At 68.5% G+C, this 20,666-nt stretch carries 14 protein-coding genes; 5 read left to right on the forward strand and 9 right to left on the reverse strand.

Annotated elements, in window-relative coordinates:
- Positions 1-67: 67 nt before the first annotated feature.
- Together AC5LXK_RS36410 and AC5LXK_RS36415 are read right to left on the reverse strand one after the other, a co-directional pair.
- Positions 68-1,858 (reverse strand): acyl-CoA dehydrogenase, encoded by a 1,791-nt coding sequence (locus tag AC5LXK_RS36410; RefSeq protein ID WP_493394472.1) that lies wholly within the window; start codon positions 1,856-1,858, stop codon positions 68-70.
- A 208-nt stretch (positions 1,859-2,066) separates the two neighbouring features.
- Positions 2,067-2,909, reverse strand: coding sequence for an AraC family transcriptional regulator (locus AC5LXK_RS36415; RefSeq protein ID WP_493394473.1), 843 nt, complete (start codon positions 2,907-2,909; stop codon positions 2,067-2,069).
- 112 nt (positions 2,910-3,021) lie between these two features.
- Here AC5LXK_RS36415 and AC5LXK_RS36420 point away from each other — a divergent pair, with 112 nt between their 5' ends.
- Together AC5LXK_RS36420 and AC5LXK_RS36425 are read left to right on the forward strand one after the other, a co-directional pair.
- The gene (locus AC5LXK_RS36420; RefSeq protein ID WP_493394474.1) at positions 3,022-4,230 is read left to right on the forward strand and encodes an FAD-dependent oxidoreductase; all 1,209 of its coding nucleotides are present in this window, start codon (positions 3,022-3,024) and stop codon (positions 4,228-4,230) included.
- Positions 4,231-4,555: 325 nt separating this feature from the next.
- A complete protein-coding gene (locus tag AC5LXK_RS36425) occupies positions 4,556-6,454 on the forward strand; it encodes a YncE family protein (protein ID WP_493394475.1) in 1,899 nt (632 codons plus the stop codon).
- Between the two features lie 317 nt (positions 6,455-6,771).
- On the opposite strand, the gene pntB is transcribed toward AC5LXK_RS36425, so the two are convergent.
- The 4 genes from pntB to AC5LXK_RS36445 all read right to left on the reverse strand — a co-directional run bounded on the left by pntB (position 6,772) and on the right by AC5LXK_RS36445 (position 12,756).
- Positions 6,772-8,190 (reverse strand): Re/Si-specific NAD(P)(+) transhydrogenase subunit beta, encoded by a 1,419-nt coding sequence (gene pntB / locus AC5LXK_RS36430; protein ID WP_493394476.1) that lies wholly within the window; start codon positions 8,188-8,190, stop codon positions 6,772-6,774.
- 13 nt (positions 8,191-8,203) lie between these two features.
- On the reverse strand, positions 8,204-9,802 hold the full coding sequence (locus AC5LXK_RS36435; protein WP_493394477.1) for a Re/Si-specific NAD(P)(+) transhydrogenase subunit alpha: 1,599 nt from the start codon (positions 9,800-9,802) through the stop codon (positions 8,204-8,206).
- Between the two features lie 159 nt (positions 9,803-9,961).
- A complete protein-coding gene (locus AC5LXK_RS36440; protein WP_493394478.1) occupies positions 9,962-11,122 on the reverse strand; it encodes an AraC family transcriptional regulator in 1,161 nt (386 codons plus the stop codon).
- Positions 11,122-12,756, reverse strand: a complete 1,635-nt coding sequence (locus AC5LXK_RS36445) for an AMP-binding protein (RefSeq protein WP_493394479.1) — start codon at positions 12,754-12,756, stop codon at positions 11,122-11,124. Before AC5LXK_RS36445 ends, AC5LXK_RS36440 begins: the two co-directional genes overlap by 1 nt.
- Positions 12,757-13,057: 301 nt before the next feature.
- On the opposite strand from AC5LXK_RS36445, the gene AC5LXK_RS36450 reads away from it, so the two are divergent.
- The 3 genes from AC5LXK_RS36450 to AC5LXK_RS36460 all read left to right on the forward strand — a co-directional run bounded on the left by AC5LXK_RS36450 (position 13,058) and on the right by AC5LXK_RS36460 (position 15,855).
- Complete coding sequence (locus AC5LXK_RS36450; RefSeq protein ID WP_493394480.1) at positions 13,058-13,849, forward strand: HAD-IIB family hydrolase; 792 nt, start codon at positions 13,058-13,060, stop codon at positions 13,847-13,849.
- Between the two features lie 320 nt (positions 13,850-14,169).
- A complete protein-coding gene (locus tag AC5LXK_RS36455) occupies positions 14,170-14,625 on the forward strand; it encodes a carboxymuconolactone decarboxylase family protein (protein WP_493394481.1) in 456 nt (151 codons plus the stop codon).
- A 129-nt stretch (positions 14,626-14,754) separates the two neighbouring features.
- Positions 14,755-15,855 (forward strand): AraC family transcriptional regulator, encoded by a 1,101-nt coding sequence (locus AC5LXK_RS36460; RefSeq protein ID WP_493394482.1) that lies wholly within the window; start codon positions 14,755-14,757, stop codon positions 15,853-15,855.
- Positions 15,856-15,883: 28 nt separating this feature from the next.
- Here the strand turns inward: AC5LXK_RS36460 and AC5LXK_RS36465 are convergent, their stop codons facing one another.
- From AC5LXK_RS36465 to AC5LXK_RS36475, 3 genes are all read right to left on the reverse strand, one after another.
- Positions 15,884-17,377, reverse strand: coding sequence for a sensor histidine kinase (locus AC5LXK_RS36465; protein ID WP_493394483.1), 1,494 nt, complete (start codon positions 17,375-17,377; stop codon positions 15,884-15,886).
- Entirely contained in the window at positions 17,377-18,096 is a 720-nt protein-coding gene (locus AC5LXK_RS36470) for a response regulator transcription factor (protein WP_287728299.1), read from the reverse strand. Before AC5LXK_RS36470 ends, AC5LXK_RS36465 begins: the two co-directional genes overlap by 1 nt.
- A 343-nt stretch (positions 18,097-18,439) precedes the next feature.
- Positions 18,440-20,518, reverse strand: a complete 2,079-nt coding sequence (locus tag AC5LXK_RS36475; RefSeq protein WP_493395109.1) for a putative bifunctional diguanylate cyclase/phosphodiesterase — start codon at positions 20,516-20,518, stop codon at positions 18,440-18,442.
- Positions 20,519-20,666 lie beyond the last annotated feature (148 nt).

A 20,666-nucleotide genomic window follows, 5' to 3' on the forward strand; every position in this document is an offset into this window, starting at 1 on the left:
CGTATTGCGCGAGCAAGTCCTGTGTGGTCAAAATCCTGTCTCCTCCTGCGTCCCGACCGTCAACCGGTCAGAACTGGTCTTCCGTCAACGCGAGCACGCTCTCGTTGCCCTTCGCGCCGACGATCGACGCTTCGAGCGCGCCCGCCTGCACGAGAATGTGTTCCGCGTAGCATTGCGCGATCGCGATCTTCGCGTCGAAGAACGCCGGATCGCTCGCGCGGTTCGCCTGCGCGGCCACCAGCGCGCGCGCCATCTGCCAGCCGCACAGCACCACGCCCGCCAGCTTCAGGTACGGCACGCTGCCCGCGAACACCGCGTTCGGGTCCTGCTTCACGTTCGCCACCACGTAATCCACCACCGACGACAGCGCACGCGCACCCTTCTCCAGCTGCGCCTTCATCGCTGCGGCCGCCGCGCCGTCCAGCTTGCCCAGCGCCGCCACCGTCTCGCCGATCTCCGCAAGCAGCGCCTTCGCCACCGCGCCGCCGTCGCGCATCGTCTTGCGGCCGACCAGGTCGTTCGCCTGGATCGCCGTCGTCCCTTCGTAGATCGCCAGGATCCGCGCATCGCGGTAGTACTGCGCCGCGCCCGTCTCCTCGATGAAGCCCATCCCGCCGTGCACCTGCACGCCCAGGCTCGCCACGTCGTTCACCATCTCCGTGCTCCAGCCCTTCACCACCGGCACCAGATACTCGTAGATTGCCTGATGACGCGTGCGCGTCGCCTCGTCCGAATGGCGGTGGGCAATGTCGCTATGCGCCGCTGCCACGTATGCCAGCGCCCGCGCGCCTTCGGTCAGCGCACGCATCGTGCCCAGCATCCGGCGCACGTCCGGGTGATGGATGATCGTCACCGACTGCCTGGCCGACCCGTCCACCGGGCGGCTCTGCACGCGTTCCTTCGCGAATTCCGCCGCCTTCTGGTACGCACGGTCGGCCACGCCGATCCCCTGCATCCCGACGCCGAAGCGCGCCGCGTTCATCATGATGAACATGTACTCGAGGCCGCGGTTTTCCTCGCCGATCAGATAGCCGATCGCGCCGCCGTGGTCGCCGTACTGCAGCACCGCCGTCGGGCTCGCCTTGATCCCCAGCTTGTGCTCGATCGACACGCAGTGCACGTCGTTGCGCGCACCGAGCGAGCCGTCTTCGTTGACCATGAACTTCGGCACGATGAACAGCGAGATGCCCTTCACGCCTTCCGGTGCGTTCGGCGTGCGCGCCAGCACCAGGTGGACGATGTTGTCCGCCATGTCGTGCTCGCCCCACGTGATGAAGATCTTCGTGCCGAACACCTTGTACGTGCCGTCGCCCTGCGGCTCGGCGCGCGAGCGCACCAGCGCGAGGTCGGAGCCCGCCTGCGGCTCGGTCAGGTTCATCGTGCCCGTCCATTCGCCCGAGATCAGCTTCGGCACGTAGCGCTGCTTCTGCTCGTCGGTGCCGGCGGTCAGCAGCGCCTCGATCGCGCCGTCGGTCAGCAGCGGACACAGCGCGAACGACAGGTTCGACGCGTTCAGCATCTCGATGCACGGCGTCGCGATCAGCTTGGGCAGCCCCTGGCCGTCGTACTCGGCCGGATGCTGCAGCCCCTGCCAGCCGCCTTCGACGAACTGGCGGAACGCGTCGCCGAAGCCCGGCGTCGCGGTCACGACGCCGTCCTTCCAGCTGCTCGGGTTGCGGTCGCCTTCGACGTTCAGCGGCGCCAGCACCTCGCCGCAGAATTTCGCGGACTCGTCGAGCACGGCCTGCGCCGTGTCGTAACCCGCATCCTCGAAGCCGGGCAACTGCGCAACGGCGTCGATGCCCGCGAGTTCCTTCAGCACGAACAGCATGTCCTTGACGGGGGCGTTATAGCTCATGGTCGATGTTCCAATCAGGCGGTGAATGAGGTGTACCTCGGGTGCGATACGGTAAAGCCGGCCGGACCCTGGGCGACGTGATGGCTCATCGTAATGCTGCGCTCGCCGATTCCCATTGTCATATCCGGCCCACATGGTGACAAAACCGGCCACGGCGCGTGTCGGTGACGACCCTGACTTCCCGCACCGGAAGCCCGTCTGACGGGCCTCAGCGCCCGTTCGACGGCCGTTCCGGCCGGGTCGCGAAATAACGGGCGGGCGAATCGCCTAGCGCCTTGCGGAACATCGCGATGAAATTGCTGGGCGACGCATAGCCCAGCGCATCCGACACCTCGGCCACCGGGCGGCCGCGGGCGAGCAGGTCGAGGCCGTGCGCCAGCTGCGCCTGCTGGCGCCATTGCGCGAAGCTCAACCCGGTTTCGGCCGCCATGAGCCGCCGCAGCGTACGCGGCGACATCGCGCCGAACGCCGCCCACGCGTCGAGCGTGCGCAGGCTGCCGGGATCGTCGAGGAGGGCCCGCGCCACGCGCGCGAGCCGCGGATCGGCGGGCATCGGCACGTGCAGCGCCTCGCGCGGCGTGCGCCGGATTTCATCGTGGATGACCGCGGCCATCCGCGCGTGCTCGGGGGCCAGCGGCGCCTGCTTGTCCCAGTCGAGCGCACGCTGCACGAGCGAGCGCAGCACCTCGCTGATGCCGATCACGCAGGGTTCGTCCGGCAGGCCCGCGCAGAACGACGGCGCGGCCAGCAACACCCAGCCGCCAAGCGCGCCGCTCACCCGGACCTTGTGCGGCATGCCGGGCGGCACCCAGCCCGCGCGATGCGGCGGCAGCAGCCACGCGCCGTGCGGCGTGTGCACGTGGATCAGCCCCGCGTCGACACACAGCACCTGACCGCGAGCATGCGCGTGCCAGTCGTACTCGCGCGTGCCGAGCCGATAGGCGCTCTGCGGATCGTCATTGCCGCGCAGCGCGATCAGCGCGGGACCGTCCAGCCATTCGCTGTAGTCGGGAAGCGTCATGTCGTCGGCGGTAGCGGCAGTGTCGTCCATGTTGGCCAGTTTACGGCATCGAGCGGCCGGATGCCGTTATCCGACTCTCGGCCCTGCACGGAACAATGCAGGTCGAACCGCGCGCCCCGCGCGGGCCAGCGGAGCGCATTCCATGCAAAACATTCACGTCGCCATCGTCGGCGCGGGCCTCGGCGGCCTGTGCGTCGCCCAGGCCCTGAAACAGGCCGGCATCGCGTTCGATGTCTACGAGCGCGATCCGGCCATCGACAGCCGGATGCAGGGCTACCGCATCCGGATCGACGCGACCGGGCAGCGCGCGCTGGCGGCCTGCCTGCCGGCCGGGCTCGACGCAATGTTCCGGGCATCGGCGTCGCAAGGCACCGGCAGCACGCGGCTCCTGACACCCCGGCTTGCGCCGGCTGGCGGACAGGCGCCCGCCGGCTGGCACACCGCACCACACACGTCGGGTGACGACACCCCTGCCGACCTGAGCGTGAACCGGCTGACCCTGCGACAGATCCTGATGGCGGGCATCGAGGATCGCGTGCATTTCGCGCACGCGGTCGAAAGCTATCGGCTGCTGCCCGACGGCCGCGCGCACGTGACGTTCGCGGGCAGTACGTCGCGGTTCGTCACGAGCGACGTGCTGGTTGGTGCAGACGGGATCCATTCGGCCATCCGCGCACAGCTCGTTCCCGCCGCCGCACCGGTCGACACAGGCAGCGTCTGCGTCTACGGCAGGACCCGGCTGGCGGCCGCCAGCCCTGAATTTGTCGAGGCCCGCGCGTTGCGCGACGCCACCACGGTGATCCTGGCCGACGGCTGCGCCGCGATTCTCGAAGACATGCGCTTCCGGACCGACCTGCGGACGCTCGCCGAACGCGCGATGCCGCACAGCCGATTCACGCCGCCGGACGACTATTTCTACTGGGCCGTGATCGGGCCGTCGAGCCGCCTCGGGCTGGACCGCGCCGACACGACGGCCGCGCTGGCGGCCCGCAACCCGACCGCGCTCCGGCATGCCGCGCGAGACTGGCACCCGGTGCTGCAGCGGCTGCTGCTCGACACGCCGCCCGACGCCGTCGCCGCGCTGCCGGTGCGCCGCGGACGCCCCGACCTGCCGCTGCCTGCCGGCCCGGTCACGCTGCTCGGCGACGCGATCCATGCGATGAGTCCCGCCGGCGGCGCGGGCGCCAATACCGCGCTCAGGGATGCCGCAGCGCTCGCGGCGCTGCTGGTCGAGCGCGACGGCGACGTCGAACACGCGCTGATGCGATATGCCGCGCAAATGCGTGCATGGGCGACCGACGCGGTCGCTGCATCGGATCGGGCCGCAGCGTTGCTGTTTGCCCGGGAATGACCCTCCATCGTCAATTGATATGGATTCCGTATCGAATGAAACGATAACGAGCCCGCCCACGAAAACACGACGCGCCTGACGCCCCTTCCGGCCGCAAGGGCAATCAAGATCGCCGCGCTCGATTCGCCCACGGTCGCCGATACGTGATCGGCCCGACACCGTCCCCGATTTGAGACAATGCGTCGCTGCTGCACCGCATGGCGGTTCGGCTGCAGCCCGAACCACACTGACAACAGGCATCGCCCCGCAACCGCCGCACGCATCCAAGCAAGCCGAGACCGTGAAACCTTCCTGCCGACGCCAGCCCGACAACGCACCGACACGTTTGCGCCTGCCGGCCGTCCTGGCCAGCTTCGCCGCCAGCCTGTCGCTGATGCTGTCCCTGCCGGCCACCGCCGCGCCGGACGCCACCCGGCTGATGATGCAGCCCGCGCCCGACACCCAGTACATCAAGGGCCGCTACTTCCTGGTTCCGCAACCGTACGCCACCGTCAAGGCGGCGCTGCAGCAGGGTTTCACGACATCGGCCCTGCGGGGGTTCCAGACGCGCGACGACACGGCCGCGCTGTCCGCGATGGAGTTCTACTGGATCCAGGTGAGCGCCAGCCATCGCCCCGAATTCCGTGCGACCCTGAGTCAGGCCACCCTCAAGCAGACGGCCCCGACACTGGATCAGGCGCTCGCACGCGGCGTCATCACCCAGGCCGAGCGCACGGCTTTCGGCAAAGCGCTCGCGCAACCGCCCGACCGTCTCGACGATACGCTCAAGCAGTTGCCGTTCCTGTCCCGGCCCGTCGAGCGCTGGTCCTTTCATCGCGCCACGGGCAGCTCGCTGATCCAGAGCGACTACGGCACCGTCATGGACATCTCGGCCATGACCGGCGACACGCCGCTGACGCTGGTCTGGTTCAGCGGCTCCGCCACCACCGTCACGCGCCACTTGCGCATGACGAGCTGCATGACCGGCGTGACCTGCTTCCCCGATCCGCACGTCGAGCGCCAGGAAACGGCCGTGGACCACGACGACCCGGCGCTGGCGAACTTCCTCGACAAGCTTGCCGGCACGATGCACGCGCTGCCGCAGGCCGACGCCGCGCGCGTCATGCAGGCCTATTTCGACGCGTACGCCGGCAACTATCCGCAGCCCGCACCGACCGTCGTGCAGTCGGACACGCTCGCGCCGACCACGCTGGCCGGCATCGACCTGCCCGCCGACGAAACCGACGTGCGCCGCTACGACAACGACGACTGGCGGCTGCTCGCGCTGCCTGACGGCAGCCTGCTGGCCTCGGGCACGGTCTCGCACCGCTACCTGCCCGCGGGCGCAGCCGTGCGGCGGCAGGTCGCCACGGGGCTGAACGGTGCGCAGGGGCTCAAAATCGCCGCTGACGGCCTGGTCTGGGCACTGGATACGCGCGCGAGCAATGCGCAGAAAGTGCTGGCGTGGCGCGCGGCCGCGAATCAGGCCACCGCCTATCCCGTCGCGGCCGCGCCCGATTTGTTCGTCGACGACTGGACGCTGCCTGCATCCGGCGGCGTCGCGCTGCGCTACGAGAACCTGGTGCTGTCCATGACGGCAGCGGGGCACTGGAGCCAGCGCAAATGGGACGCGTCGGCACGCAGTAGCGTCAGCGAGGTGCTGGATCCCGTCGCGCCGAGGGCATACAGCCCGGGCATCCACTTTGGCGACGGCCTGTTCTGGGCCGCCGACCACGACCTGTACGGCATCGATCCCGTCACCGCCCGCGTCGCGCGCGGCATTCCCGTCTCGACGGAACACCTCTTTTTCGGCAGCCACGCCGGCAACTGGGCCGTGGCGACGGCAACCGACGCGAAGGGCTTCAGCGACTTGCGCATCGTCGATCTCGACACGGGCCAGGTGCGCGCCGACCTGTCCACGCCGCCGGCCGGCGGCCTGTCCAGCGTGGCCCGCAGCGCGCGCGGCCGGCTGCTGGCGCTCAGCGGCACGGGCTCCGTCACCGTATTCGACATGACGCACGTCACCCCCGTGCTCAACCTGAAAATGCCCGCGCACTACAGCGTCGACGCGACAGCTTTCTCATGGGCGGGCGACAGGCTGTGGATCTACGCACACGACCTGGGCAACGGCGCGCCCAGCAAGCTCATCGCGTGGGACGTGCCCGCGGGATCGATCGATCCCGCACGCGGGCGCGACATCCCGGACCAGCTGCGCTGCGGGAACGGCCTGATACGCTGCCGTTAGCGCATTTGCGCGAAGCAGCGCGCCGACGGTAGCCGGCCATGGGATGGGCCGAAGGTGCCCGGTTATGGTAGCCGTCCGCGCGCGTCGGCAACGGGAACCCGCGGGCAACCGGTCACGAGCGCCCGATGCAGTTGCACCACGTTGCCGCTTCGATCGGGATCGCGCCGACACCAACACCGGCAGCGGCAGCGGCGACGTGCGCCGCCCGCATGTGCATCGGCCCGCCATGCATCGCCGATGCGTGGCGGGCCGACGGTATGCCCGAACGACGCGATTCCGGCACGGGCCCCGGGCCCGCGCCGGTCGCGCGACCGCACTCAGGAGGCTTTCAGCATGCCGAATACCTCGGTGAGCATCGACTTCGCATCGCCGAACAACATGCGGTTGTTGTCCTTGTAGAACAGCGGATTGTCGACGCCCGCATACCCCGAAGCCATGCTGCGCTTCATCACGATCGACGTCTTCGCCTTCCACACTTCCAGCACCGGCATGCCGGCGATCGGGCTCGTCGGATCGTCCTGCGCCGCCGGGTTCACGATGTCGTTCGCGCCGATCACCATCGACACGTCGGCCTCGGGGAAGTCGCCGTTGATCTCGTCCATTTCCAGCACGATGTCGTACGGCACCTTCGCTTCGGCCAGCAGCACGTTCATGTGCCCCGGCATGCGGCCCGCGACCGGGTGAATCGCGAACCGTACGTCGACGCCCTTCTCGCGCAGCAGCTTCGTCAGCTCGAACACCGTGTGCTGGGCCTGGGCCACCGCCATCCCATAGCCGGGTACGATGATCACGCGCTTCGCTTCGCGCAGCAGCTCGGCCGTTTCCGCCGCGCTCACCGCGACCGCTTCGCCGGCCGGTTGCGCCGCGCCGCCGCCGGCTGCCGCCGGTGCGCCCGCACCGCTGCCGAAGCCGCCCGCGATCACGCTGATGAAGTTGCGGTTCATCGCGCGGCACATGATGTACGACAGGATCGCACCGGACGAACCGACCAGCGCGCCGATCACGATCAGCAGGTCGTTGCCGAGCATGAAGCCGGTTGCCGCCGCCGCCCACCCCGAGTAGCTGTTGAGCATCGACACGACGACCGGCATGTCCGCCCCGCCGATCGCCATCACCATGTGCACGCCGAACAGCAGCGAGATCACGGTCATCACGACGAGCGGCAGCATGCCGTCCTGGATGCTTTCCGCATGCAGGAACGCGCGGCCGTAGTAGATCACGATCAGCAGCGCGGCCAGGTTCATCCAGTGCCGCGCCGGCAGCAGCAGCGGCTTGCCGCCGATCTTGCCCGACAGCTTGCCGAACGCGATGATCGAGCCCGCGAAGGTCACGGCGCCGATCAGGATGCCGACGTAGATCTCCACTTCGTGGATCGCCTTCTCGGCGCCGGTGAACTGCAGCGACGTGTCGATGTAGCTCGCGAAGCCGACCAGGCAGGCCGCGAGGCCGACCAGGCTGTGCATCAGCGCGACCAGTTCCGGCATCTGCGTCATCTGCACTTTCTTCGCGGCGTACAGGCCGACCGCGCCGCCGACGACGAGTGCGCCGACCACGTACGGAATGCCGGCGGCCGACACGCGCGGGCCAAGCACGGTGGCCAGCACCGCGATCAGCATGCCGATCATCCCGAGCAGGTTGCCGCGACGCGCGGTTTCAGGGTTCGCGAGGCCGCCGAGGCTGAGGATGAACAGGATCGCGGCGCCGATATAGGAGACGGTAGTCAGGTTTGAAGTCATTGTTGTCGTCCCCTTATTTGCGGAACATCGCCAGCATGCGCCGCGTGACCGCGAAGCCGCCGAACATGTTGACGGCCGTGAGCGTCAGCGCGCCCACCGCGAGCCCGAGGATCAGCCCGGACGGACGGTCGCCGGCGCTGGCCAGCTCGTCCAGCGGCGGCGCGACCTGCACGAGCGCGCCGATCGCGATGATCGACGAGATCGCGTTGGTCACGCTCATCAGCGGCGTGTGCAGCGACGGCGTGACGTTCCAGATCACCATGTAGCCGACGAAGCACGCGAGCACGAACACCGTGAAGTGCGACAGGAAGCTGGCCGGCGCGAACTGGCCGACGAACAGGAACGCCAGCGCGCCGACCGCGAACACGATCGCGAGCGCCTTGGCCGACATCGGCTCGCCGGCGTGGCCGTGGCCCTTGGACTTCGCGGGCGCGGCCGCTGCGGGCGCCGCCGGCGGCTTGGGCGCGACGACCGCCTGCTTGATCGGCGGCGGCGGCCACGTCACGTTGCCTTCCTTGATGACGGTGAGGCCGCGGATCGCGTCGTCGTCGAAGTCGACGTTGATCGTGCCGTCCTTGGCCTTGCACAGCTCCTCGACCACGCGCAGCAGGTTGGTCGCATACAGCGTGGACGACTGCCGCGACAGGCGCGACGCGAGATCCGTAAAGCCGACGATGGTCACGCCGTGGCGCACGACGGCCTCGCCGGGCACCGTGAGTTCGCAGTTGCCGCCCTGTTCGGCGGCCATGTCGACGATCACGCTGCCGGGCTTCATCGACTGCACCATCTCGGCGGTGATCAGCTTCGGCGCGGGCTTGCCGGGGATCAGCGCGGTGGTGATGATGATGTCGGCATCCTTCGCCTGCTGCGCGTACATCGCGCGCTGCGCCTGCTGGAAGCCTTCGCTCATCACCTTCGCGTAGCCGCCGCCGCCCGAGCCTTCCTCTTCGTAGTCGACCTTGACGAACTCGCCGCCCAGCGACTTGACCTGGTCGGCCACCTCGGCGCGCGTGTCGTTCGCACGCACGATCGCGCCAAGGCTCGCGGCCGTGCCGATCGCGGCCAGACCGGCCACGCCGGCGCCGGCGATGAAGATCTTGGCGGGCGGAATCTTGCCGGCCGCGGTGACCTGCCCGTTCAGGAAGCGGCCGAATGCGTGCGCGGCCTCGATCACCGCACGGTAGCCGCTGATGCTGGCCATCGACGTGAGCGCGTCCATCTTCTGGGCGCGCGACAGCGTGCGCGGCAGCGAATCGATCGCCAGCACGGTGGCCCGCTTCGCGGCCAGCTGCTGCATCAGTTCGGGGTTCTGCGCCGGCCAGACGAAGCCGATCAGCGTGCCGCCCTCGCGCATCAGCGCGACTTCGTCGCTGCCCGGCGGGCGCACCTTGAACACGATGTCGCTGCCGGACCAGAGCTCGGCCGCCGTCGCGACGATGCTGGCGCCGGCCGCGCGGTACGCGTCGTCGTCAAAGTTCGCACCGGCCCCGGCGCCGCTTTGGACGGCGACCGAAAACCCCAGCTTGATCAGTTTCTCGGCCACTTCGGGCACGGTCGCTACGCGCCGTTCGCCGGTGGCTGCCTCCAGAGGAATCCCAATCTGTAATGTCATATTATGAAAGATGGGTGATGGCCATCGCGAAGCGCTCGGGCCGGTGCGTCAAGTTACCAGAATCACGTGCCTGTTTCGAAATCCGCGTGCGGCCCGCGACGGCATCGCCGACGGGAGCCGGACCGGGCGGCCGGCCGCGAACGCCGGCCTCCCGGTGCACTACATCTGCCGCCGGTAAGTCCCCGGCGTACTCCCTGTCCAGTGCCGGAACGCGCGATGGAACGCACTCGGGTCGTCGAAGCCGATATCGGCGCCGATCGCCGCGATCGTGTCGGGCGTGTCGGTCAGCCGCTGGATCGCGATATCGCGCCGCAGTTCGTCCTTCAGCACCTGGAACGTCGTTCCTTCGGCGGCCAGGTGCCGGCTCAGCGTGCGCACCGAACAATGCAGGTGCTCGGCCGCGTGGTCGATCACGGGCAGGTCGGGCAGCGCCGCCGACAGGTACTGCCGCACGCGATGGCACACGAGCTGTTCGCTGAACGATTCGAAGATCCAGTCGCCGGGCGCCCGCGCAAGAAACTTGCGCAGGTTGCGCTTGCTCTGCCGGATCGGCGCGGCGAGGTAGTCCGCGCTGAAGCGCATCAGCGTGCGCTCGCAGTCGAACTTCACGGAGCCGGTGAAGAAATAGAGGTGATCGACCGCATGGCGCGGCCGCGGGCACGCGAACTCGATCTGCAGCAGCGGGATCTTCTGCCCGATCAGCCAGGAGCACACGCCGTGCACGAGCTTGAGCATCAGTTCCTGGCCGAGCGCGCCGATCGGGCCGACGGCATCGTTCGGCCGCAGCAGCACCTGCGCGACGAGGTCGTCGCGCTTCGACTCGACGAAGAAGTCGTCGAGCAGGATGTGGAAGAATTGTCCGAAACGATGCAGTGTCGTTTCGAGGTTGCGCGCATCGAGCAGGCTCAGGCACAGGTACTTCAGCGTGCCGCCGCGCAGCGGGCGCGAGAAGATGCCGGGCATCTCGTCGTCGAGATCGATCGCGAGCGTGCGGTACAGCGTCGAGAACTGTTCCTCGGTCACGCGCGCATGCGGCTCGCCGAGCAGCTCGATCGGAATGCCCGCGCCGCGCAGGTAGCGCTCGACCACGTCGCGCTGCGCGCCCGCGCTCGCGAGAAAGCCGTTGACGAGCGAGATCGGCACCGTCGCGCTCGGCGACGGCAACGCACGCCCGGGCAGGGCGGGAAGTGAATCTGAGCCGGTCATCGCGTCCCCGTCGGTCGAACCGCTCGCATTGTACTTGAGCGGCCCGCGCGTCATCCCCGGTGCCTTCGGCGCGCGAGGCCGCGCCGCCATCGCCGCGCGGCGCGTCGGCGCCATCAGTCGGTGCGGCTGAGTTCACGGCGCAGGATCTTGCCGACCGTGGACTTCGGCAGCCGGTCGACGAAGCGGACGATCTTCGGCACCTTGTAGGCCGCGAGGCTCGCGCGGCAATGCTCGACGAGCTGCGCCTCCGTCACGCCGGCATCCGGCGCGAGCACCACGAACAGCTTGACGGCCTCGCCCGTGCGCGGGTCCGGCACGCCGATGCACGCGCATTCGGCCACACCCGGCAGCGCGGTCGCGACGGCTTCCACTTCGTTCGGGTACACGTTGAAACCCGACACGATGATCATGTCCTTCTTGCGGTCGACGATCCGCAGGAAGCCGGCCTCGTCGAACACGCCGACGTCGCCGGTACGGAAATACCCGTCCGCGGTAAACGCGGCCGCGTTTGCTTCCGGCTTCTGCCAGTAGCCGCCCATCACCTGCGGCCCCTGCACGCAGATCTCGCCCGCTTCGCCGATCGCCACCTCGCGATCCTGGTCGTCGAGCAGCTTCACGTCGGTCGACGGCAGCGGCAGGCCCGTGGTGCCCGTGAACGAATCGATCGACTGCGGGTTGAACGACACGACCGGCGACGTTTCCGACAGCCCGTAGCCCTCGCGGATGAAATTGCCCGTCACGGCCTTCCAGCGCGACGAGATCACGTCGATCACCGCCGCGCCGCCGCCCGCCGACAGCTTCAGCCGCGACCAGTCGACTTCATTCAGGCGCGGATGGCCGGCAAGGCCCGCATACAGCGTGTTCACGCCGACGAACACCGTCGGCCGCGCGGCCTTCAGCACGTCGATGAACCCGTCCATGTCGCGCGGGTTCGCAACGAGCCAGTTCTGCGCGCCGATCGCGAAGTAGGACAGGAAATTCACCGTCAGCGCGAAGATGTGATAGAGCGGGATCGCCGTGACGACGACCTCCTCGCCCGGCTCGCGCGCGGCCGGCACGATCGCCGCGAACTGTTCGATGTTCGCGACGAGGTTGCGGTGCGACAGCGCCGCACCCTTCGACAGGCCGGTCGTGCCGCCCGTGTATTGCAGCAGCAACAGGTCCGCGCCACCCAGCGCAACCGGCTCGAATGCGAGCGATTCGCCGGCGGCTATCGCATCCGCGAGCGCGATCGACCCGGGCGGCAGTGCGTCGCACGTGCCGGCCGGCGCATCGACGACGCCGAGATCACCGCGCCCCACGCTCAGCACGGTGCGCACGCGCGTACCGCCGACCACGTCGGCGAACGTGCCCATCGATCCGCCGCAGACGACGGCCACCTCGACACCCGCGTCGTTGAGCTGATGCTCGAGCTCGCGCGCGGTGTAGTGCGGATTCACGTTGACCTGGATCGCGCCGATCTTCGCGACGGCGACGAACGCGACCGGAAACGCAAGCACGTTGGGCAGCATCACGGCCACGCGGTCGCCCTTGCGGACGCCGACGACCTGCTGCAGATACGCGGCCAGCGCGGTCGACAGCCGGTCGACGTCGGCATAGGTGAGCGTGCGGCCGAGCGCATGGAACGCCGGACGGTCGGCGAAGCGGCGCATCGCGTCGTCCAGCAGCGCGCTTACGGAAGGATGGCGATCGGCGTCGATCTCGGCGGGGATCGAGCCGTACGACCCGGTCCAGTGTCTCTTCGTCATGTCTCACTCCTGGGGGACGGCGCACCCGTAGCACACCGTTCTCGCGGCGGCCTGCACGCCGGAAGGACGCGGGCCGTCGCCTGACCGGCGACTATCGCCCGCGCGACGCGCTTTGCAAATGATCCCGACGGCCGAAAAGATGATCGAAACGGACACGCGGGGGGCGCACTTGTCTAGGCAACCTCGCTTGCCGCCGCGCGCCGCGGCATATTCCGCAGCGCGGATTGCAAAGCATCAAGCGGCATGGCATGGCCCGCCGCCCGTCTGCATAATCGACGCTCTCCCTTCATTCGTCGAGAAGATGCAGCCGCTTTCCCTCGCCCCCGCCGACACCTTCGCGTCCGTTCGATTCCTGCTGACCGACATGGACGAGACCCTCACCCATCAGGGCCGCCTGGCCGCGCAGACCTATGCCGCACTCGAGCGGCTGCAGGCGCACGGTATCCGCGTGATACCCGTGACTGCCGCGCCGGCAGGCTGGTGCGACCAGATGGCGCGCATGTGGCCGGTCGACGGCGTGATTGCGGAGAACGGCGGACTCTTCATGCGGCGCAGCCCGGACGGACACGGCGTTGAACGCCGCTACTGGCATGCGGACGACGCGCTCGCCGATGCGCGCGACGCACGCCGGCGTATCGCGCAGCATGTCGAGGCGATCGTACCCGCTGCACGCGTCGCCGACGACCAGGACTTCAGGTTGACGTCGCTCGCCTACGCACGCACCGGCACCGACCGGGATCACCGGATACTCGACGCGCTGGTCGCGGCCGGCGCTGACGTGACCATCAACAACCTGTGGGTGCTCGGCTGGGTCGGCGGGTACGACAAGCTGTCGATGTCGCTGCGCGTGCTGTCGGACACGTACGGCGTCGACGCCGACGCAGCGCCGGCGTGCGTCGCCTATTCCGGCGATTCCACCAACGATGCGCCGATGTTCGGCTATTTCACGCACACGGCCGGCATGAGCACCGTGGTCGAGTATCTGCGGCAACTGCCCGCCCTGCCGCGCTGGATCACGCAGGGCTCCGGCGGCAGCGGATTCGTCGAGTTCGCCGACGCGATCCTGCGTGCCCGCCCGGGCAATCAGCGCTGACCGGCCCGGCGGTCCGACTATCGCGTTACTAGCATGAACAACATACGGGATCGGGCGATTCCTGTCGCCGGCCGCGCCTGATACGATCGCTTCGCTTCCGGTTCGCGCCGGCCGACCGCGCCGCAGCCGCCACCGATGAAGCCGACGCCTCCGCACGACGGATCGCGTCCGTATCGTCGCCCCATCGCGCCGGCCGATCAATTCCCGTCATGATAAGGATTCCTCTGAAACTGCCGCAGATACCGGCAGGACATGGAATCGAGAACAGAAACAGAACCGATCATCCCGTCAATCAACCAATCGATCAAAGGTCATTCGTCATGGCAGAACGCATCTCGTTTGGACAACTCCCCGCCCGGCTGCTCGACGTCGTGCTCAATGTCGAGGAATACGCGAACCACACCGGTCACGATTTCAAGCTCGTCGAACTGGTGCGGGCACGCGTGTCGCAGCTGAACGGCTGCGCGTATTGCCTCGACCGCCACATCAAGGAGGGCATCCACGCCGGCGAGGATCCGCTGCGCTACAACCTGCTGCCCGTGTGGCACGAGACCCCGGACCTCTACAACCCGAAGGAACAGGCGGCGCTGCGCTGGGCCGAAGCGCTCACGCTGATCAGCGAGCACACGATCGACGACGCGCTCGTCGCCGCGACGCGCGAGCACTTCGATCGCGATGAACTGGCGACGCTCACGCTGATCGTCGCGCAGATCAATACGTGGAACCGGCTCGCGAAGCCGTTCGCGTGGCCGGCCGGCGTGTTCCAGGCCGGTTGACGCGGATCGAAGCCGGGCGCGCCGGGTAACACCGGCGCGCGCATCAGGGTGAACCCTATGGCGCATGGCATCATTCCCGAGCAGAATTGCGTGCCGTAAACGATATCGATTCGGACGCAGGATCCCGCCATGCCGCGCAGTGCGCTCTTGAACCCGACGGCCGCCCGCGCAGCCCGCCTGCCGGACGCCGCACCCGCCCACGCGCTGCGCGAGCAGCGCTTCACGCCGGCCAAGCTGGCCGTGCTGCTCGACGTGGCGGCCCAGGCCGGCCTCGATCCGGCCGCCGTGCTCGACGGCACCGGCCTCGCGCCGGCCGACGTCGCGGATCCGTTCACGCTCACGTCGCCGCTGCAGTTCCTGACGGCCGCACGCAATGCGATCGGCCGGTACGACGGCACCGATCTCGGCGTGCGCGTCGGCCGCCTGCTGCATGCGTCGAGCTACGGGATGTACGGCTACGCGATGCTGTGCTCGGAATCGCTCGAGCGCGCATTCGATTCCGCCGTCAAATATCACCGGCTCGCGAACGGCATGCTCTCGATCCGCTGGGTCGAACAGGGCGATACCGCATCGTGGCTGTTTCCGGACCGGCACGAAGTCGGGCTGCCCGATCTCGACGAGCCGCTGTACCGCTTCCTGATCGACATGCAGTTCGCGCTGCACGTGACGATCATCAAGGACGTGATGGGGGCGTGGTGCGTGCCGGCGCGCGCGCAGTTCGCACAGCCGGAGCCGCCGCACGCGGCGGCGCTCGCCGATGCGCTCGAATGCCCGATCGCCTTCGACCAGCCGCATCACGTGCTCAGCTATCCGGCGGCCTGGCTCACGCGCGCGCCGCAGCTCGCGAACCCGATCACCGCCGCGCAGGTGTCGTCGCACTGCGCGAGCCTGCTCGAGGAATTGCGCAGCCAGGCCGGCGTCACGCGGCGCGTGTACCAGGAACTCACGCGCACGCCCGGACAGTTTCCGGACATCGACGCGATCGCGGACAGCCTGTGCATGACCTCGCGCACGCTGCGCCGCAAGCTCGAAGCCGAAGGCACGTCGTACAGCGAGTTGCTGACGAGCGTGCGCAAGGCGCTCGCGATCGACTACCTCAGCACGACCACGCTCAGCACCGAGGACATCGCGCTGACGCTCGGCTTCAGCGATGCGGTCGGCTTCCGGCACGCATTCAAGCGCTGGACCGGCACGACGCCGAGCGACGTGCGGCGCAAGCGCGGCGGGTAAGCGCGGCGCATGCCGCCGCCTCTGGCGGTCAGCGCGGGTCGCCGGGTGCCGGCGACGCCACCGTCAGCGCAAACTCGAACACCGCGCCGCGCCCGGCCCGGTCGACGAGCCGAATGCCGCTGCCGTTGAGCGCCAGCATCCGGTGCACGATCAGCAGGCCGAGCCCGCCGCTCGTCGCCGCCGCGCCGCTGATCGGCCGCTGCGGCCGCTGGAACAGCCCTTCGCGGCGCGCCGCCGGGATCCCTTCGCCGGTATCCGACACGGTCACGACCACGCGATCGCCCTGCGGCTCCAGCGCAACCTCGACCTCGCCGTGCGAAGGCGTGTGCCGCAGCGCGTTGTCGAGCAGGTTGGTCAGCACGCGCTCGATCATCCCGAGGTCGGCCGACACGACCGGCACGCGCGGCGGGATCCGCGCATGCAGCGCGACGCCGCGCGCCTGTGCGGCCAGTTCGAACTTCTGGAACACGTCCTGCACGAGATCGACGAGCGAGAACGGCTCGCGCTCGGCCTGCACGCTGCCCGATTCGAGCCGCGCGAGTTCGAACAGCGCCTGCGCGAGCCGGCCGACCTTCGCGCTCTGCGCGAGCGCGATCGACAGGTAGCGCCGCCGCTCGGGCTCGGCGAGCGTATCGGCCTTCAGCGACAGCGTCTCGAGGTAGCCGTGCAGCGACGTGAGCGGCGTGCGCAGGTCGTGCGAGATGTTCGTGATCAGTTCGCGCCGCTGCTGGTCCTGGCGCGTCAGCGCGCGCCACTGGTCGCCGATCCGGTCAGCCATCTGCGCGAACGCGGATTCGAGCACCGCGATGTCGTCGCCGCGCCGGCCCGGCGGCGAACGCGGCACCGGCGGCTGGGTGTCGGGCCTGCCGTTCGCGTCGAAGCCGCGCATCGCGTCCGTCAGCCGGCGCAGCGGGCGCGTGATGAAGCTGAACGCGGTAAGGCCCGCGAGCAGGCCGAGCAGCGCGACAAGCGCCATCGACCACAGCGTAGTACGCAGCACGTTGCCGGCGTCGACGCGTGCGGCAAGCCGGTCGTGCGCTTCACCGAGCAGCACCACGTAGATGTAGCCCGACGGCGGCTGCCCGGCGCGCTGCAGCGGCGCGGCGCTGAATACCTTGCGCGCATCGGGGCTGCGCGGATCGTCGCCGAGGATCGGCAGCGGCTGGCCCGCGATGAAGCGCTGCACGGGCGCGAGATCGACGCGGTCGCGCTTCACGTGGCCGGGCGGCGCATCGTCGCCCTCGATGCGCCCCGCGTTGTCGAGCAGGTACACCTCGACGCTCGGGTTCACGCCCATCAACTGGCCGAACAGCGTGCGCACGGCGTCAGGGCGCAGCCCGTTCGCATCCATCAGCGGCGCGCTGTTGGCGATGTTGGCGGCCAGGTCGCGCGACAGCCCCTGCACGACCTCCTTCTCGCGCATGTCGTTCGCACGGATCTGCAGCCACGCCGACGCGCCCGAGCACGCGAGCAGCAGGATCGAGAACACGAGCGACAGCCGCTGGGTGAGCGTGAGCTTCATCATGCGTCCCGCTGGCCCGGCGCGGCGAGCTTGTAGCCGCGTCCCCACACGGTGAGGATCCGCACGGGCTCGGCCGGGTCGGTCTCGATCTTCGCGCGCAGCCGGTTGATGTGGGTGTTGACCGTGTGCTCGTAGCCTTCGTGCTGGTAGCCCCATACGGCATTGAGCAGGTCCATCCGCGAGAACACCTTGCCCGGATGCCGCGCGAAGAAATACAGCAGGTCGAATTCGCGCGGCGTCAGGTCGATGCGCGCGCCGTCGACGCTCGCCTCGCGCGCGATCGGATCGATCGCGAGCCCCGCGACGTCGAGCGTGCCGGCATCGATCCGCGAATCGCGGGCGAGCGCGTCGACGCGCCGCAGCAGCGCCTTCACGCGCGCGACGAGTTCGAGCACCGAGAACGGCTTCGCCAGGTAGTCGTCGGCGCCGAGCTCGAGGCCGAGGATCCGGTGCACCTCGCTCGATCGTGCGCTCGTGATGATGATCGGCGTGTAGCGCGTCATCGCGCGGGCGCGCCGGCAGATTTCGAGGCCGTCGACGCCCGGCAGCATCAGGTCGAGGATCAGCGCATCCCAACCGCCCTGCTCCAGCAGGCGCAGCCCTTCGGCGCCGTCGGCGCTGTGCACGACTTCGTAACGCTCGTCGCGCAGGTGCAGGCTCAGCACGTCGGCGATGTCGGCGTCGTCCTCGACGATCAGGATGCGTTTCGGTTGGTCCATGGCGGTGGGCGTCGGCGCGTCGGAACGGGGCTCGGTAACGGTTGTCGGCGGGCGTTCGGCGGCCCGGGGCGAATCGCGGCGGAAGGCCGCGGTGCCGTCATTGTGCAAAATTTTGCGACGGCGAGTGATCACATTTAGTTTAACTTTCCGTGGCGCATGAGTGACGAACCCGGGCCGGCAAGGCTTTCCCATCCGGCCCTTGAACGGGATGGCTGATCGTTCGTCACGCTTGCCAGCGTGAATACGGGAATCCGCCGCCGGCCCACATGCGCGCGGCGTGCCTGTCCGATGACGGCCGGACCGGGCCGCGCGACGTCTCCTGCCCTGCCCCTGCGCCAAACGCTCAAGCGTGACGGATCTCGCTGTTCTGCGTCATCGCTTCGACGAAGTGATCCGCCGGCATCGGACGCCCGAGCAGGAAGCCCTGCAGCGAGTTGCAGCCCAGTTTGGTCAGGAACTGCTGCTGCGCCGTCGTTTCGACGCCCTCCGCGACGATCTTCAGGCCGAGTGCCCGGCCGAGCGCGACGATCGCGGAAATGATCGCCGCATCTTCGGTATCGTGTTCGAGATCCCGGATGAATCCGCGGTCGATCTTGAGCTCGCTGGCCGGCAGGCGCTTGAGATAGAGCAGGCTCGAATACCCCGTTCCGAAGTCATCGATGGAAATGCGCACGCCCATGTCGTGAAGCTGCTGCAGGATTCTCAGGCTGGCATCCGCATCGCGCATCGCGGTCGATTCGGTCACCTCCAGCGTCAGGCAGTGCGGCTCCAGCGCGTGCCGCTGCAAGGCGGCCTGCACGACCCGGATCAGGCTCGCGTGACCGAACTGCAACGGCGACAGGTTGACGGCCATCGTCCAGTCGGTCCGGCCTGCGTCGCGCCACACGCGCATCTGCCGGCACGCCTCGTCCAGCACCCATTCGCCGATCGGCACGATCAAGCCGGTCTTTTCCGCGATGCCGATGAACTGGTCGGGCGAGATGAGGCCGCGGGTCGGGTGCATCCACCGCAAGAGCGCCTCGACGCCGATGATCGGCCCGTGAACCTCGAACTTCGGCTGGTAATGCAGGATCAGTTCGCGCCGCTCCAGCGCCAGGCGGAGTTCCTGCACGATTTTCAGGTGCTCGCGCACATTCGCGTTCATCGACGCTTCGAAGAAACAATACGCGTTGCGGCCGAGCGCCTTGGCGTGATACATCGCGGCATCGGCGTTGGTCATCAGGTCGCGGAAATCGCCGCCGTTGCCCGGATACAGCGCAATGCCGATGCTGGCCGACACGCGCAAATCGTGTTCGGACACATGGAACGGTTCGCGGATCACCGCCAATACCTTGTCCGCCACGTCGGCCGCGTCCGCGGGTTCGTCCACCGACACGACCAGCACGAATTCGTCGCCCCCCAGACGCGCCATCGTGTCCTGCGCGCGCAGGTTCGCACCAATGCGCCGCGCCACGTCGACCAGCAGCAGATCGCCGACATGATGACCATAGGCGTCGTTGACCGCCTTGAATCCATCGAGATCCATGAACATCAGCGCGAAACACCCGTTCTCGCGGTCCGTGCTCTGGATCGCCTGATCGATCCGGTCTTCGAGCAGCACGCGATTGGGGAGCTTGGTGAGGTTGTCGTGCAGCGCCAGGTACGTCAGCTCCTGGTTGGCTTCGGCCAGCGACGTCGCCAGGACCGACGTGCGGGATTCCAGACGCAGGTCGAGGATGGAAACGACCAGCGCGATCGCGAGGATGGCCAGCGTGGCCACGACGATGACGAGCGCGAGCCAGCCGGCATCCAGGCGGGAGCTGGCTGCGCCGCAGATACTGCCCAGCGGGAACCGGGCGGCGGCCATCCCGGTGTAGTGCATGCCGGCGATGGCGGCTCCCATCAAGACCGCGGACGCCAGGTTGAGCAGCCGCACGCGGGTCGAGTGGGTGCGCCGGATGAAGACGATCCACAGCACGGCGCCCGATGCGACCACGGCAATCGCGACCGACAGGCACACGAGCAACGGGTCGTACTGGATGCCCGGCGACATGCGCATCGAAGCCATGCCCGTGTAATGCATGCCCGCGACGCCGGCCCCCATCAACATCGCGCCGCCACCCAGCCGGTGCCACTTCAGCGTGTCCCGGCAGACGAGCCGGAGTGCAAGCGTGGAGCACGCGATGGCGATCAGCAGCGACAGCAACGTGATGGCCGGATCGTATCCAATCGGAATCGGCAGCGCGAAGGAAAGCATGCCGACGAAATGCATCGACCAGATGCCCGTGCCCATCACGCTGCCCCCGCCGACCAGCCACCAGCGCGCGGCCTGCCCCTGGGCAGTCTTGATTCGCCCGGCCATGTCCAGCACGGTGTAGGACGCCAGGATGGCGATCAGGAGCGAAAGGAGAACGAGCAACAGGTTGTAACTGGTCGGAAGCATTGTTATTGACAGATCGTTTTCAATTTGGCGACGACGAGACCGCCAACGAGAAAGGTTCTTCACGGATTCGCGCGAAGGTCGGCCACGAATGAAAGACCGTGCCCGCAGGAATGAACGGGGCGGGCGCCTGATCCGGCGATTGCAGCGA

This window comes from Burkholderia pulmonis (genome assembly GCF_984667975.1).

Bases quoted from the DNA above. Each gene is read 5' to 3' on its own strand.
- AC5LXK_RS36410 (WP_493394472.1), bottom strand. From the start codon at position 1,858: ATGAGCTATAACGCCCCCGTCAAGGACATGCTGTTCGTGCTGAAGGAA.
- AC5LXK_RS36415 (WP_493394473.1), bottom strand. From the start codon at position 2,909: ATGGACGACACTGCCGCTACCGCCGACGACATGACGCTTCCCGACTAC.
- AC5LXK_RS36420 (WP_493394474.1), top strand. From the start codon at position 3,022: ATGCAAAACATTCACGTCGCCATCGTCGGCGCGGGCCTCGGCGGCCTG.
- pntB (WP_493394476.1), bottom strand. From the start codon at position 8,190: ATGACTTCAAACCTGACTACCGTCTCCTATATCGGCGCCGCGATCCTG.
- AC5LXK_RS36435 (WP_493394477.1), bottom strand. From the start codon at position 9,802: ATGACATTACAGATTGGGATTCCTCTGGAGGCAGCCACCGGCGAACGG.
- AC5LXK_RS36440 (WP_493394478.1), bottom strand. From the start codon at position 11,122: ATGGCGCCGACGCGCCGCGCGGCGATGGCGGCGCGGCCTCGCGCGCCG.
- AC5LXK_RS36445 (WP_493394479.1), bottom strand. From the start codon at position 12,756: ATGACGAAGAGACACTGGACCGGGTCGTACGGCTCGATCCCCGCCGAG.
- AC5LXK_RS36450 (WP_493394480.1), top strand. From the start codon at position 13,058: ATGCAGCCGCTTTCCCTCGCCCCCGCCGACACCTTCGCGTCCGTTCGA.
- AC5LXK_RS36455 (WP_493394481.1), top strand. From the start codon at position 14,170: ATGGCAGAACGCATCTCGTTTGGACAACTCCCCGCCCGGCTGCTCGAC.
- AC5LXK_RS36460 (WP_493394482.1), top strand. From the start codon at position 14,755: ATGCCGCGCAGTGCGCTCTTGAACCCGACGGCCGCCCGCGCAGCCCGC.
- AC5LXK_RS36465 (WP_493394483.1), bottom strand. From the start codon at position 17,377: ATGAAGCTCACGCTCACCCAGCGGCTGTCGCTCGTGTTCTCGATCCTG.
- AC5LXK_RS36470 (WP_287728299.1), bottom strand. From the start codon at position 18,096: ATGGACCAACCGAAACGCATCCTGATCGTCGAGGACGACGCCGACATC.
- AC5LXK_RS36475 (WP_493395109.1), bottom strand. From the start codon at position 20,518: ATGCTTCCGACCAGTTACAACCTGTTGCTCGTTCTCCTTTCGCTCCTG.